Here is a 14,611-nt window from a genome sequence, read left to right on the forward strand (position 1 = left end):
CTTTGGAAATAGACGCCGAAAAGGCAGACTGCCAACTGCAAAAAAGATAATCTGGGATCATGACCGCGACACAAGCCAAGCACACGCCCTTCGCCTCCTTCGCCCCACCCGTGCGCGAGCCCAGCGCCTTGCGACGTGCGGTCACCGGAGCCTGCCGACGCGAGGAGGGCGAAGCGATGGCCCCCTTGATCGAGGCGGCGAGCTTCCCCGGTGAAATGCGCGATTCCATCCGCAAGACCGCGGCCGACCTGGTCGAGATGCTGCGCGCCAAGCAGAAGCAGCAGGCCAAGCTGGGCGGCGTCGACGCGCTGATGTACGAGTACTCGCTCTCCAGCCTGGAGGGCGTGGCGCTGATGTGTCTGGCTGAAGCGCTGCTGCGCATTCCCGACGACGACACGCGCGACGCTCTGATCCGCGACAAGATCGGCAAGGGCCAGTGGCACGAGCATATGGGCGGGGATCGTTCGCTCTTCGTCAACGCGGCAACCTGGGGCCTGGTCGTGGCGGGCAAGCTCTATGGCGGGATCGACGGCAGCGTTGATGACCAGGGCCTTGGCCGTGCGCTCAACCGCCTGATCGGCCGCGCCGGTGAGCCGGTCGTGCGCCGCGGTGTCGACATCGCCATGCGCATGATGGGGGAGCAGTTCGTCACCGGGCAGACCATCGCCAAGGCGATCAAGCGCGCCAGGGAACTCGAAGCCAAGGGCTTCCGCTACAGCTACGACATGCTGGGCGAGGCCGCGGTCACGGCCAAGGCGGCCGAGGACTACTACGCGGATTACGAGAACGCGATCCACGCCATTGGTGCTGCGGGCAAGGGGAAGGGCGTCTACAAGGGCCCCGGTATCTCGATCAAGCTCTCCGCGCTCCACCCGCGCTACATGCGCATGAAGGCGGGCCGTGCGGTCGACGAACTCCTCCCGCGCGTCAAGGAACTGGCACTTCTCGCCAAGGGCTATGACATCGGCTTCAACATCGATGCCGAAGAAGCGGACCGTCTTGAGCTTTCGATGGACCTTCTGGAATCGCTGGCGCTCGACAAGGACCTGGCCGGCTGGAACGGCCTTGGCTTCGTGGTCCAGGCCTATGGCAAGCGCTGCCCGCAGGTAATCGACTGGCTGATCGACCTGGGCAAGCGCGCGGACCGTCGCATCATGGTGCGCCTGGTCAAGGGCGCCTACTGGGACGCCGAGATCAAGCGCGCACAGGTCGACGGGCAGTCCGACTTCCCGGTCTTCACCCGCAAGCGCCATACCGACGTCGCCTACATCGCCTCGGCCCGCAAGCTGCTGGGCGCACCGAACGAGATCTACCCGCAGTTCGCGACCCACAACGCGCAGACGCTCTCGACCATCTACCACATGGCCAAGCCGGAGACCTTCACGGTCGAGCAGTACGAGTTCCAGTGCCTCCACGGCATGGGCGAGGCGCTCTATTCGCACGTCGTTTCCAAGGACAACCTGGCGCGTCCCTGCCGCATCTATGCGCCGGTCGGCACGCATGAGACGCTGCTGGCATACCTCGTGCGGCGCCTGCTGGAGAACGGGGCGAACTCCTCGTTCGTCAACCGCATCGCCGATCCCAAGGTGGATGTCGCGACGCTGGTCGAGGACCCGGTGGAATCGCTTCTCGAACTCGACGATCCGGCGGGCAAGCACGACAAGATCGACCTCCCGGGCGAGATCTATCCCGACCGCGCGAACTCGGCCGGGCTCGACCTTGCCGACGATGCGGTGCTGGCCGATCTCACCATCAAGCTTGCCGGAACGGTCTCCCACCCCTGGCAGGCCGCGGCCGATGGCGCCGAGGGTGAGGGCAAGGACGTCATCAACCCGGCCGACCACGACGATGTCGTGGGCACGGTGATCGAGACCCCGGCCGAAATGGCCGAGGCCGCGATGAAGCGCGCGGCGGCGAGTGAATGGGCCAACACCCCCGTTGCCGAGCGCGCGGCCATCCTCGAGCGCGCCGCGAAGGTCATGCAGGACGAGATGCCCGTGCTCATGGGCCTTGCCATGCGCGAGGCGGGCAAGTCGGCGGCCAACGCCATTGCCGAAGTGCGCGAGGCGATCGACTTCCTCCACTACTACGCGCTGCAGTCGCGCCAGACGTTCGGGGCGGCGCAGGTGCCGCTGGGACCGGTGGTCTGCATCAGCCCCTGGAACTTCCCGATGGCGATCTTCACAGGGCAGGTCGCGGCCGCGCTGGTTGCGGGCAACACCGTGCTGGCCAAGCCCGCCGAGGAAACCCCGCTGATCGCGGCCGAAGCCGTGCGTATCCTGCACCAGGCGGGCATTCCGGGCGACGCACTTCAGCTCCTGCCCGGCGATGGCTCCATCGGTGCCGCGCTGATCGAGCAGCCGGAAGTGGCCGGCGTCATGTTCACCGGCTCCACCGAAGTGGCGCGCCTGATCCAGAAGCAGCTTTCGAGCCGTCTTTCGGATGACGGCCACCCGATCCCGCTGATCGCGGAGACCGGCGGCCAGAACGCGATGATCGTGGATTCCACCTCGCTTGCCGAGCAGGTGGTGGGCGATGTCATCATCTCGGCCTTCGACAGTGCGGGCCAGCGCTGTTCGGCGCTGCGCATCCTGTGCCTGCAGGACGAGATCGCCAGCAACACGCTGAATATGCTGAAGGGCGCGCTGGCCGAACTGGAAGTCGGCAACCCGGATCGTCTTTCGGTCGATGTGGGCCCTGTCATCACGCAGGAAGCGCGCGACAAGATCAACGAGCACATCGAGAGGATGCGCTCGCGCGGTCACACGATCCACCAGGTCGATCTGGGCGAGGACTGCGCCAAGGGTACCTACGTTGCGCCCACGATCATCGAGATCGACAGCGTCGAGGACGTGGAGCAGGAGGTCTTCGGGCCGGTCCTTCATGTCCTGCGCTTCAAGCGCCGGAACCTCGACGCGCTGATCGATTCGATCAACGCGACCGGCTATGGCCTGACCTTTGGCCTCCACACCCGCATGGACGGGACCGTGGCGCACGTCCTCTCGCGCATCCGCACGGGCAACCGCTACGTCAACCGCAACCAGGTCGGCGCCATCGTCGGCGTCCAGCCCTTCGGCGGGCGGGGCATGTCGGGCACCGGCCCCAAGGCGGGCGGCCCCTTGTACCTCGGGCGCCTCGTGCGCCAGGCACCGCTGGTTCTGCCGCCCTCGGGCGTGCGCATGCCGCTTGTCGACGAGTTCGTCGGCTGGCTCGCCAAGAAGGAGTGGTTCGAAGGCGCCGCACAGGCCCGCGCGATCCATACCGCAAGCCGCCTTGGTGTGCAGATGGAACTGCCCGGCCCTGTGGGTGAGCGCAACGAATACGCACTCCATCCGCGCGGGCGCATCCTGCTGCGGCCCAAGACCCGCTCGGGGCTCGTGCGCATGATGGCGCTGGTGCTGGCCACCGGAAACACCGCGAGCGTCGAGGGCATGGACCTTCCCGAAGGTCTGCCCGACAGCATCGCGGCCGCCTTCAAGCCCGAACCCGATGAGCCGCTGGCCGCCTGCCTTGTCGAAGGCGGCAAGGACGCGCTCCTCAAGGCCTGCGCCGACATGGCCGAGCGTCCCGGGCCGATCGTGCCCGTCCATGCGGCGGGCCGTCCGGGACCGGGGCTTGCCTGGCTGCTTGAGGAAGTCTCGGTCTCGATCAACACCACAGCGGCAGGCGGCAACGCCAGCCTGATGATGATCGACTGATCGTCTTTGCCACGATGAATGAAAAAGGGGCCGGGAAGCGTTGCTTTCCGGTCCCTTTTGCGTGGTGTCCGATGGGCGCGCGGGCCTCAGGCCATGGCGAGCGCGGCCTGGCGCTGGTCGCGGCGGTAGAGCGCGAGCGTGACGAGGTAGACGGCCAGGCCGCCGAGCGAGAGCACGGCACCGATCCAGCCCGTGGAGGGAAGGCCGAGACCCGCCGTGATGGCGAGGCCGCCCAGCCAGGGGCCGAGTGCGTTGGCGGTGTTGAAGGCGCTGTGGTGCGCGGCCGCGGCCAGAGCCTGCGCGTCGCCCGCCACGTCCATCAGGCGCGTCTGTAGGATCGTGCCAAGGCCGCCGCCAAAGCCGATGAGCAGGACGTCGATGGCGAGCAGCCAGACGTTCTCGACCACGAGCGGGAACAGGGCGAGGGCAATCGCGACCCACACGAAGGCGATGATCGCGGCGCGGTCCTGGTCGCGGTCGGCGAGCCAGGCCCAGAACAGGTTGCCCGCCGTCATGCCGACGCCATAGACGGCAAGGACCACGGGGACGAGCGTTTCGGGCGTCTTCGTCACCTCGATCATGGTCGAGGCGAGGTAGGTGTAGACGCAGAACATGCCGCCAAAGCCGATCACGCCGGTCAGCAGCGTGAGCAGCACCTGCGGGCGCTTGAAGGCGCCCAGTTCGCGTAAAGGACTGGCGTCGGGATCGGCACCGTGGCGCGGCGCGTAGAGCGCGACGAGCGCCATCGTGGCCATCGCGAGGAACGCGACGATGCCAAAGCCATAGCGCCAGCCCACGATCTGGCCGAGCAGGTTGGCCGCGGGCACGCCGATGATGGTGGCGATGGTCAGGCCCAGGAACACCTTGGCGACGGCCTGTGCGCGCTTCTTGGCGGGCACGAGCGAGGCCGCGACGAGGGCGGCAACGCCGAAGAAGGCGCCGTGGGGAAGCCCGGCGAGGAAGCGGAAAAGGAGCAGCGTCGAATAGCTCGAGGCCATGGCGCTCAGCGCGTTGCCGACCGCGAAGATCGCCATGAGGCCGATCAGCATGGTGCGGCGCGACAGGCGCGCGCCCAGCACCGAGAAGATCGGCGCACCGACCACGACGCCCAGCGCATACATGCTGATCGCGTGGCCCGCCTGCGGGTCGGTCAGGCCAAGGTCGCGCGCAAAATAGGGGAGGAGGCTCATCGCGGCGAACTCGGTGGTGCCGATGGCAAAGGCACCCACGGCAAGCGCGAGAATGACGAGAGCCGGGTGAACCGGCTGGGAGGGGGGCAGGGTCTGTACGGTCATGTTGCGTCGCAATATAGGGCAAAGCGGGCGTTGGCTGCAGGGGGAAACCTTGCGGTTTGCGGGGGTGAATGGTGCAAATGGCGCAAGTTTCCGCGTGGTCCTTGCAAGTGTGGACGGTTCGTGCGGGTGTGGAGGTGGCGTCAGTCCGTCTCGGATTCTCATTTGTGCGGCACGAAAGCGGGGCGCGGCGCAATCGCGAGCTTCCTCATCGAGTAGATGTGAAATTTTCCGTTAGATTGGCGCAGGCGCAGTGCAGTGCTTCTGGCCGGGGTGAAAAGCGCTCGCTAAGGAAGGCGTCCCGCCGGGCAAGTTGCTCCGGCGCGCGGTACTAGGGGAAATTTCAATGGGTGACGTGCGTATCAGTGTGCGGCCGGCACGTTCGGCAAACGCACAGAATCTGCTCTTGATGGTCGATGGTCAGATCCTCGATCTGGGCGAGGAGGAAGCGGCTGCCAACCTCACGCCGGGCGAGCATACGGTCTCGGCGATCCTGACCCGCAAGGACGGGGAGAGCGGCCCGGTCAGCGGCGAGGTCACGCTCCAGTCCGAAAACGGGGACGTGATCGACACATTGCAGGTCGAAGTCGCCGACTGGGGCGAGATCAACCAGGTCAAGAAGACCATCCGCATCGGCTGACACGGCCCGCACGGACAAAAAAAAGGGGCGAGCCCAGGCCGGGCTCGCCCCTTTTTCATATTCTGCGCGGCTGTACTTCAGAACACCGGGTCGAAGCCGGGCGGCAGATCGCTGGCGGGGCCATTGCCCTCCTCGCCGGGCTTGTGGATGCCGCACTCGGTCTTGTCCCAGCCCCTCCAGCGGCCCGAGCGCGGGTCTTCCCCCGGCGCGACCTTGCTGGTGCAGGGCATGCAGCCGATCGAGGGATAGCCCTGCGCCACCAGCGGGTGGGGCGGCAGGTCGAATTCCTGGATGTAGGCCTCGAGCCGTTCGGGGCTCCAGTCGATCAGCGGGTTGATCTTCAGGCGGCCCTGCTCGTCGGTCGTGTCGATCTCGAAGCGGGGCAGGGTCTTGCGGGTGGACGACTGGAAGGCCTTGCGGCCCGTGATCGTCGCATCGAAGCCTGCGAGGGCCTTGGCCAGCGGCTTGACCTTGCGGATCTCGCAGCAGCCATCGGGATCGTAGGACCAGCGAAGGCCGCTCTCGTCCTTCTTGGCCAGTTCCTCTTCGTCGGGCGTCAGGTTGACGAGGTTCTTGAGGCCGAGGCGCTCCACGAGGTCGTCGCGGTAGGCGAGCGTCTCGGGGAAGTGCTTGCCCGTTTCCAGGAAAAGCACCGGCAGGTTCGGATCGATCCGGCTGACGAGGTGGAGGAGCACCGCGCTTTCCGCGCCGAAGCTCGACACCTGCGCCACGTCGCCCGCCATGCCTTCCTTGAGCAGCGTCTCGAGCATCTCGCTCGTGTCGGTGCCGCGAAAGAGGCGGTTGAGGCGCACCGCGTCGGCCTCGACGAAGCGAGGGCCGGTCTCGATGCGGTCGCGGATGCGGCCTTGGGTGTCGTTCTGTTCGGTCATCGGGTGCTCCCTCCTGACAGCGGGGGTCTTACGCCGGGTGGCGCTTGGCCCAGATCGGCGCACGGCCATCGACGACCGTTGCCTGGTACACATTCTCCCAGCGCGCGAAGGCGGCTTCGGCATCGCGGGTGTTGAGCGGCTTTTCGGGTGCAAAGGCATCGAATCCGCAGCGGCGCATGTGGTGCAGCATGTCGATCACCAGATCGCCGGTGGCGCGCAGTTCGCCGGTATAGCCCGCCTCGCGCAGGATGCGCGCGGAGGAGTAGCCGCGCCCGTCGGTCCAGGCCGGGAAGGCAACCTCGACCAGCGCCAGCCGGTCAAGCGCGGGCAGGAGGTCGCGGGCATCGTCGCTGGGCTCGATGCGCACGGCGGTGGCGTTGGACTGCTCGGTGAAGGCGCTGACCGTCACGGCGGGGTCATTGACCGCTTCGTCGTCGCGGAAGCGGAACTGTACATCAACCATAGATTGCCTCCTTGAACGGGGCCATGCCGATACGGCGGTAGGTGTCGAGGAAGCGCTCATCGCCCTGCTTGTTGGCAAGGTAGACGTCGATGGCCTTTTCGGTGGCGTCGACCACTCCGTCCTCGTCGAAGCCGGGGCCGGTGATCTTGGCGAGCGAGGTGTCCGCCCCTTCCGATCCGCCGAGCAGGAGCTGGTAGTTTTCCTTGCCCTTCTTGTCGACGCCGAGGATGCCGATGTGGCCCGCGTGGTGGTGGCCGCAGGCGTTGATGCAGCCCGAGATCTTGAGCTTGAGTTCGCCGATCTCGGCCTGACGCTCGGCGCTGCCGAAGCGCTCGGAGATCTTCTGCGCGACGGGAATCGAGCGTGCGTTGGCAAGGCTGCAGTAGTCGAGGCCCGGGCAGGCGATGATGTCGCCCACGGTGTCGAGGTTGGGCGTCGAGAGGTCGGCCTTCTCCAGCTTCTGCCACAGCGCGTAGAGATCGCTCTTCTTCACGTGCGGGAAGACGATGTTCTGGGCGTGGGTGACGCGCAGTTCATCGAAGCTGTAGTCCTTCGCCAGGTCGGCCATCAGGCGGATCTGGTCGCTCGTCGCGTCGCCGGGAATGCCGCCGATGGGCTTGAGCGAGACATTCGCGATGACATAGCCGGGCGCCTTGTGGGCGTAGGTGTTGCGCTCCACCCAGAGGCGGAAGTCGGGATCGGAAAGGTCCAGATCGTCCGACAGGCCGGTCTCGAAGGCGGGGTCGACGAACATCGCCTGGATGCGCTCCAGCTCGGCGAGCGGCGGCTCGATCGGCTGGGTGAGCAGGTGCGCGAATTCGGCGTCCACTTCCTTCGAGTAGGCCTCAAGCCCCAGTTCGTGGACGAGGATCTTGATGCGCGCCTTGTACTTGTTGTCGCGGCGGCCGTAGCGGTTGTAGACGCGCACGCAGGCCTCGGCGTAGGTGACCATCTGGTCGATGGGCACGAAGTCCTTGATCTTCTTGGCCACGAACGGCGTGCGGCCCATGCCGCCACCCACGTAGAACTCGGCGCCGACCTCGCCCGCCTCGTTCCTGACGAGGTTGATGCCGATGTCGTGCAGGCGCATCGCGGCGCGGTCGATCTCGCTGGCGATGACCGCGATCTTGAACTTGCGCGGCAGGACCAGGAATTCGGGGTGGAAGCTCGACCACTGGCGCAGCAGCTCGGCGTAGGGACGCGGGTCGACGACTTCGTCGGCCGACGCGCCCGCGTACTGGTCCGAGGAGATGTTGCGGATGCAGTTGCCGCTGGTCTGGATGGCGTGCATCTCGACCTTGGCAAGATCCGCCAGCGCGTCGGGCGTGTCTTCCAGCTTGATCCAGTTGTACTGGATGTTGGTGCGCGTGGTGAAGTGGCCATAGCCGCGGTCGTACTTGTCCGCGATGTCGCCCAGCACCTTCATCTGCGCCGAGTTCATCGTGCCATAGGGCACGGCGACGCGCAGCATGTAGGCGTGGAGCTGGAGGTACAGGCCGTTCTGCAGGCGCAGCGGCTTGAACTGGTCCTCGGTCAGCTCACCGGCAAGGCGGCGGCGCACCTGGTCGCGGAATTCCGCGACGCGCGTGTCGACCATCTGCTGGTCGTATTCGTCGTACTTGTACATCAGATCACCCAGTTCACGGCGTTGGCGTCGGCGGGCTTCACCGTCAGGTCCAGGCGGACCGTCGGGCCAAAGGCGCGGATGCGCTCCTTGATGTGCGCAGGGCGCACGCCCTGTTCGTCCTTCTCGGCGTCGATCACGTAGGCCGAGACGGCGTTCTGCGCGCCTTCCTCGCGCGCGATGACCTTGGCGCCATCATCCCCCACATCGGCGGCCTCATTGACATCGAGCGACCAGCCCACGCCGGTCCACCAGATGACGGCCCCGCTCTTGAGGTCATTTGCGGTCACGATCTTCACTGCTCTGCCTCCAGCGCCATGGCGCGAATGGTATGGTCGGCAAGGCCGCCCTCGATGCGGGCAACCTCGCCGATAACGATGAGAGCCGGGCTCTTGACGGCGTGGTCGGCGACCAGTTCGGCAAGTCCGGCAAGAGGGGCGCGCAGGACGCGCATGTCGGAACGGGTCGCCTTCTCGATGACGGCGACGGGAACATCGGGCGCAAGGCCATCGCCCATCAGCTTCTCGCTGATCTGCGCGGCGGTGGCGAGGCCCATGAAGATCACCAGCGTGCGGCCCTTGCCGGCAAGACCCGACCAGTCCTGTTCGGAGAGGCCCTTGCACTGGCCCGCGACGAAGCTGACGATCGAGGCGTGGTCGCGGTGGGTGAGCGGGATCTGGCTGGCCGCCGAGGCGCCGAGCGCGGAGGAGATGCCCGGCACGACCTGCACCGGGACACCGGCCGCGCGGCAGGCTTCGGCTTCCTCGCCGCCCCGGCCGAACACGAAGGGGTCGCCGCCCTTGAGGCGCACCACGTCCTGACCGCCAAGGGCTTCGGCGACGAGCAGGGCGTTGATGTCCTCCTGCTTCATGGTGTGGCGCGAACGGCTCTTGGCGACCGAGACGAGGCGGGCGCTCGGGCGCGCCATCTCAAGAATGCGCGGATCGACGAGGCCATCGTGGACGATGAGCGCGGCACCCATCACCAGCCGCGCGGCGCGCAGCGTGAGCAGGTCGGGATCGCCGGGACCGGCGCCGACCAGGTGGACGGTGCCGACAGGCCCCGCGTGGCCAGGAAGAGCGGAATGAACGGTCATGTTCCCCGACATGGCCAGCTTGCGAAGGCGATGCCAGCCAGAATGCCTTGGGCGTGCCCAAAGGCATCTTTAGTGCCCCTCGAAAAGGGCCGTTTCCGGGGCCTTGCAGCCTGGGCGCCGCCTGGGTGCAGCCTCGGCGCCGGGCGCGGTGTCCTGTCCTCAGGCGGCGCCCAGAGGTGTCGCCGTGATGAGCGGGCCGTGCGGGCTCTCGCCGGAGGAAAGGCTGCCTTGGGCCACAAGCCGGCTTGGCGCATGGCCGGGCCGGCCCAGGAAATAGCCCTGGGCTTCGTGGCAGCCCTCGTTGACGAGAAGGTCGAGATGGCCTGCGGTCTCCACCCCTTCGGCCAGGACCGGGATCTGCAGCGACTGGCCGAGCCCGAGCACCGCGCGGATGATGGCCTGGGCCTGCTCGTTGCTGTCGGACTGGAGCAGGAACGACTTGTCGATCTTGATCTTGTCGAACGGGAAGGACTGCAGGGTGTCGAGCGAGGAATAGCCGGTGCCGAAGTCGTCCATGGCAATGGCGACGCCCAGGGCCTTGATCTGGCGCAGGTTGTGCAGGGCCCGGGCCTTGTCCGAGATGATCGAGGTTTCGGTGATCTCGAGTTCGAGGCGCCGTGGCGGCAGGCCGGTTTCGAGCAGGATGCGGGTGACCGTCTGGGCGATGTCGGGCTGGACCAGCTGGATCCCTGAGAGGTTGACCGCGATGCGCAGGTCGTTGTCCCAGAGGGTGGCCTCCAGGCAGGCCTGGCGCAGCACCCATTCGCCGATGGGCAGGATGATGCCGGCTTCCTCGGCGATGGGGATGAATTCGACCGGCGAGACCAGGCCGCGGGTCGGGTGATGCCAGCGCAGGAGGGCCTCGTAGCCCGAGAGCTTTCCGCCCTGGAGGTAGCACTGCGGCTGGTAGAGCAGCTCCAGCTCGTCCCGCTCGACGGCCTGGCGCAGGTCACTGGCAAGCTTGCGCCGCGCCCGCGCGCTCTCGTCCATGCTCGGCTCGTAGAAGCACACGTTCTCGCCGATCTGGCCCTTGGCGCGGTACATCGCGAGGTCCGCGTTGTTGAGCAGTGTCTCGCGGTCGATGCCGTCATCCGGGAACGTCGAAACGCCGATGCTCGCCCCGAAATGAAGGGTCTGGCCTTCGTGCTCGATCGGCTCGGCAAAGCAGCGTTCGAGGCGGCGCAGGAACTCGGTGAGCTGGGTGTTCGTGGTGTAGATCTTGCCAGCGCCGAATTCGTCGCCGCCCAGCCGCGCGGCAAACTCGCCGTCGGCGAGGGTCTCGCTGAGCCTGCGGGCGATTTCGGCAAGGACGATATCGCCCCAGGCGTGGCCGAAGCTGTCGTTGATGTCCTTGAACCGGTTGAGGTCGAACACCGCGATGGCTAGCTTGCGCCCATGGTGGCGGGCGGTCGCGATCGATTCCTCCAGCCAGAGGTTGAGGCGGGTCCGGTTGGGCAGCCCGGTGAGCCCGTCGTGCAGCGCCATGTGCTCGATGCGCGCCTCGGACTTGCGCTGGTTGGTGATGTCATCGAAGGTCGAGACCCAGCCCCCGTCGGGCAAGAGGCGGCTGGCGATCGAGACGATGAAGTTGTCCGAATATTCGGCCATGACCGGGGACAGGCTGGGGTCGCGCAGGCTCATCTGGACGAGGTTACGGGTCGTTTCCAGGTGATCGGGGGCCAGCGACTGGCCAAGGCCGGAGGCGCGCGCGGCCTGGATCACCTCGTCCTGTGTCATGCCGATCCGAAGGTCCTCCGGACCAAGGTCGTACATTTCCAGGAAGCGGGTGTTGAAGAGCGCCAGGCGTTCCTCGGCATCGAACAGGCACAGGCCCTGGTGCATGTGGTCGAGTGCGGCGTCGCGCTGCATGCCGATCGCGTTGATGCGGTCCTGCGCTTCCTTGTGCTGGGTGACGTCGCGGGTGATCTTGGCAAAGCCGATCGCCCGGCCTTTCTCGTCCTTGAGCAATTCGATCGTGACCTGCGCCCAGAAGCGCGTGCCGTCGCGGCGCATGCGCCAGCCTTCACCCGTGAACTTGCCAGTGCTCGCGGCAATCCCCAGGGCGCGTTCGGGAAGGCCGGCTTCGCGGTCTTCGGGGGTGTAGAAGCTGCCCAGTTGGCGGCCCAGGGCCTCTTCGCGGGTGTAGCCCTTGAGACGCTCTGCGCCTGCGTTCCAGCTGGCGACCCGGCCCTTGAGATCGAGAATGTAGAGCGCGTAGTCCGAGATGCCCTTGACCAGCAGGGTGAACTGGCGCTCGCTGGCGCGGATCACGGCCTCGGTCTTGCGCACGAGGATGACCACGGTGATGGCCAGTCCGACCAGGCCCATCGAGATCACGCTGACCGCGAAGGCCATGGCGCGCGGGGAGATGAAGTTGGTGTGGACGGGCAGGTTGGCGGGGATCACCGCAAGGCCGGTCATGCCGATGAAGTGCAGGGCCACGACGGACAGCGCGAGAAGCGCCGCAGCGCCCGCGAAGCTGACGTTGCCGTGGCGCTTGAGGCCGAGGTGAAAGGCGGGGAAGAGGGGGAGCACCGAGGCCAGGATCGAGGCGACGATATAGGTCCCGTCCCAGGTGATGCGGGCCGGCAGTTCGAGGCCCAGCATGCCGCAGTAGTGCATCGCGCTGACGCCGCTCCCGCACAGGATGGCGCCCAGCGTGATCGATGCCGTGTTGGGACGTCCCGTGTGCATCACGGTGGCGTAGGCCAGCGTGGACGTGACCACGACCAGGACAAGCGAAAGCAGCGTCAGGAAGGTGTCGTAGCCCATGATCACCCCCGGCGCGTAGCCGAGCATGGCGATGAAGTGCGTGGCCCAGATCCCGAAGCCCGACGAGACCCCGGCAAGGGCAATCCAGTTGAGGCGTTCGCGCCGCGTCGCCTCGCGGGCGTGACGCAGCAGCAGGACCGTGGTCGCGGCGGAGAGAATACAGATCAATCCGGCCACGATCACGAAGCGCACTTCATGCTGGTCCTGGATGCAGGAAAGAATCGCTAACACGAAAGACGCGCCCCAATTGTTTGCAGCGTACCTAGGGGCGTGCTGGTTACAGGATTGTAAACGTTGAATGCGCATGTAACGCTTCGGTTCCGCGTAGGCCGCAAGGGTGCAGGGCTTTGGGTGCTTTGCGGGTTCACCGGGTTAGCTGCCCTGCATGCAATTTCAGGGCCTCGCTAACGGAATCTTTACCCCGATGCGCCAGTGCTTCACCCCTTAGTGGAGTACCGTGACCTTGGCCATTGCCGCTCATTTCGATACCGTCGAGGACCCATCGGGGTTGGCGCGCGCGCAGCGTCGGCGCCTGTTCCTGGAAACCCGTGGTAAGCTGCCGTCCGGAAGCGAGGCGCAGGTCGCCATCCACAATTTCAGCGAGACCGGCGCGCTGCTGGAGACCGAGGAGAACCTCGAGATCGGCGAGACGCTCGAGATTGCCCTGCCCGAAGTGGGCGCGCTGCCCGCGCGCGTGATCTGGTCGAGCGGCCGGCTCTACGGCTGCGCCTTTCTCGGCCCGGTCCCCGAAAGCGCGCTGAGCGCGGTCGAACTGCGCAGCGCTATCCAGCTCCAGACCGGCGTTCTGCCGGCCCATCCCGCGCCCGAGACCACGGTCGGCGGGGAAAGCCTGGGCGAGCGGATCCACCGCCTGCGCAAGCTGCGCGGATTGACCCAGGGCGAACTTGCCAATCAGCTGGGCGTCAGCAAGCCCACCGTGTGGGCCTGGGAGCAGGGCCGGGCGCGCCCCATCGAGGAGCGCATGAGCGGGATTGCCGATGCCCTGGGCGTCCCCGTCGATGATCTGCGCCCCGACCGTTTCACACCGGGGCTTGCCGAACTCATCGCGCGCTGCCGCGAACAGATCGCGAGCGCTGTCGAGACCGCACCGGAAAAGGTGCGGATCATGATCGAACTCTAGGTAGCCGGGCGCAGGCGGTGATCGAGAAGCTCAATCTCCAGGAAGGTGTCGCGCTCTATCGGCTCTTGGCCGATGGCAGCGGGGACATCGTCGTCAAGACCGATCTCAAGGGGTACATCGTCGATGCTTCCCCCGCGATTGCGCAGCTCGGCTTCGATGTCGGCACCAATGCGCATGTCGGCGTGCACCTGCTCGATCTCGTCGGCGAGGAGGGCAAGTCGCAGGTCGCCCACGCCCATGGGAGTGCGGTTGCAGGCGGCGAGGACGGGGCCTGGATCGAGGTTGCCGCGCACACCCCCGACCAGCGCGAAAGCTGGTACCGCTTCCGGGCGCGGGCCCTGCGCGACGAAAGCGGCGAGGTCTACGGCGCGATCAGCCTGATGCGCAGCATCGACGAGCAGCGCGAGCTGCGCGACCAGCTCTTCGCGGCGACCTACACCGATACGTTGACGCGCCTGACCAACCGCTCCGCGTTCGTCTCGATGCTCGAGCACATGCTGGGCAGCGAGATGAAGGGGTGCCTTGGCCTTTTCAGCCTCGATTTCTTCCGCTCGATCAACATGAAGTACGGCCAGCATACCGGTGATGCGGTGCTGCGCGTCTTCGCCGACCTCCTGCGCGAGATGCTGCGCGGCGATGACATCATCTCGCGGATCGGCTCGGAGCGCTTTGCCGTGCTCCTCCCGCGCACCACCGCCGAACAGGCCGAAGCGATCTGCTCGCGCGTGGTGACGACGCTGGCCGAGCGCCGTCAGAAGGTGGGCGAATGTGAATTCGCGATCACCGCCAGCGCGGGCGTCGCGCAGATCTCGGACGACCTCGATTCGACGATGGAGCGTGCCGAGATGGCGCTCTTCACCGCCAAGGCCAAGGGGCGTAACCGCCTTGAGATGGAGCGCCGCGACCTGCCGCGCTTCGTCGCCGCCCCGTCCGCCACCGGGCAGATGCACAACCGCCGCCACGACGACTGAACCCGCGCCGCGCGCGAAGCGCAA

Annotated in this window: 11 protein-coding genes; 4 read left to right on the forward strand and 7 right to left on the reverse strand. The window is 66.6% G+C overall.

Annotation, left to right across the window (positions count from 1 at the left end):
- Window positions 1–59 precede the first annotated feature (59 nt).
- Complete coding sequence (gene putA / locus MBENS4_RS14620) at window positions 60–3,698, forward strand: bifunctional proline dehydrogenase/L-glutamate gamma-semialdehyde dehydrogenase PutA (protein WP_039392623.1); 3,639 nt, start codon at window positions 60–62, stop codon at window positions 3,696–3,698.
- Between the two features lie 86 nt (window positions 3,699–3,784).
- On the opposite strand, the gene MBENS4_RS14625 is transcribed toward putA, so the two are convergent.
- A complete protein-coding gene (locus MBENS4_RS14625) occupies window positions 3,785–4,993 on the reverse strand; it encodes an MFS transporter (protein ID WP_039392624.1) in 1,209 nt (402 codons plus the stop codon).
- Window positions 4,994–5,336: 343 nt separating this feature from the next.
- Here MBENS4_RS14625 and MBENS4_RS14630 point away from each other — a divergent pair, with 343 nt between their 5' ends.
- Window positions 5,337–5,630 carry a hypothetical protein gene (locus MBENS4_RS14630; protein ID WP_039392625.1) on the forward strand — a complete coding sequence of 98 codons (294 nt, stop codon included), beginning with the start codon at window positions 5,337–5,339 and terminating at the stop codon, window positions 5,628–5,630.
- Between the two features lie 77 nt (window positions 5,631–5,707).
- Here MBENS4_RS14630 and MBENS4_RS14635 read toward each other — a convergent pair whose 3' ends face one another.
- The 6 genes from MBENS4_RS14635 to MBENS4_RS14660 form a co-directional block, all read right to left on the reverse strand.
- A complete protein-coding gene (locus MBENS4_RS14635; RefSeq protein WP_039392626.1) occupies window positions 5,708–6,520 on the reverse strand; it encodes a phosphoadenylyl-sulfate reductase in 813 nt (270 codons plus the stop codon).
- A gap of 28 nt (window positions 6,521–6,548) precedes the next feature.
- The gene (locus MBENS4_RS14640; RefSeq protein ID WP_039392627.1) at window positions 6,549–6,983 is read right to left on the reverse strand and encodes a DUF934 domain-containing protein; all 435 of its coding nucleotides are present in this window, start codon (window positions 6,981–6,983) and stop codon (window positions 6,549–6,551) included.
- Window positions 6,976–8,610 carry a nitrite/sulfite reductase gene (locus tag MBENS4_RS14645; protein WP_039392628.1) on the reverse strand — a complete coding sequence of 545 codons (1,635 nt, stop codon included), beginning with the start codon at window positions 8,608–8,610 and terminating at the stop codon, window positions 6,976–6,978. The genes MBENS4_RS14640 and MBENS4_RS14645 overlap by 8 nt, the downstream gene beginning before the upstream one ends.
- On the reverse strand, window positions 8,610–8,906 hold the full coding sequence (locus MBENS4_RS14650; RefSeq protein WP_039392630.1) for a DUF2849 domain-containing protein: 297 nt from the start codon (window positions 8,904–8,906) through the stop codon (window positions 8,610–8,612). The genes MBENS4_RS14645 and MBENS4_RS14650 overlap by 1 nt, the downstream gene beginning before the upstream one ends.
- A complete protein-coding gene (cobA, locus tag MBENS4_RS14655) occupies window positions 8,903–9,703 on the reverse strand; it encodes a uroporphyrinogen-III C-methyltransferase (RefSeq protein WP_039394937.1) in 801 nt (266 codons plus the stop codon). Before cobA ends, MBENS4_RS14650 begins: the two co-directional genes overlap by 4 nt.
- Window positions 9,704–9,862: 159 nt before the next feature.
- A complete protein-coding gene (locus MBENS4_RS14660) occupies window positions 9,863–12,706 on the reverse strand; it encodes a bifunctional diguanylate cyclase/phosphodiesterase (protein ID WP_052322409.1) in 2,844 nt (947 codons plus the stop codon).
- Between the two features lie 226 nt (window positions 12,707–12,932).
- On the opposite strand from MBENS4_RS14660, the gene MBENS4_RS14665 reads away from it, so the two are divergent.
- Together MBENS4_RS14665 and MBENS4_RS14670 are read left to right on the forward strand one after the other, a co-directional pair.
- A complete protein-coding gene (locus MBENS4_RS14665; RefSeq protein WP_242404960.1) occupies window positions 12,933–13,616 on the forward strand; it encodes a helix-turn-helix domain-containing protein in 684 nt (227 codons plus the stop codon).
- A 17-nt stretch (window positions 13,617–13,633) separates the two neighbouring features.
- Entirely contained in the window at window positions 13,634–14,587 is a 954-nt protein-coding gene (locus tag MBENS4_RS14670) for a GGDEF domain-containing protein (RefSeq protein ID WP_052322410.1), read from the forward strand.
- Window positions 14,588–14,611 lie beyond the last annotated feature (24 nt).

Source organism: Novosphingobium sp. MBES04 (assembly GCF_000813185.1).
GTDB lineage: Bacteria > Pseudomonadota > Alphaproteobacteria > Sphingomonadales > Sphingomonadaceae > Novosphingobium > Novosphingobium decolorationis.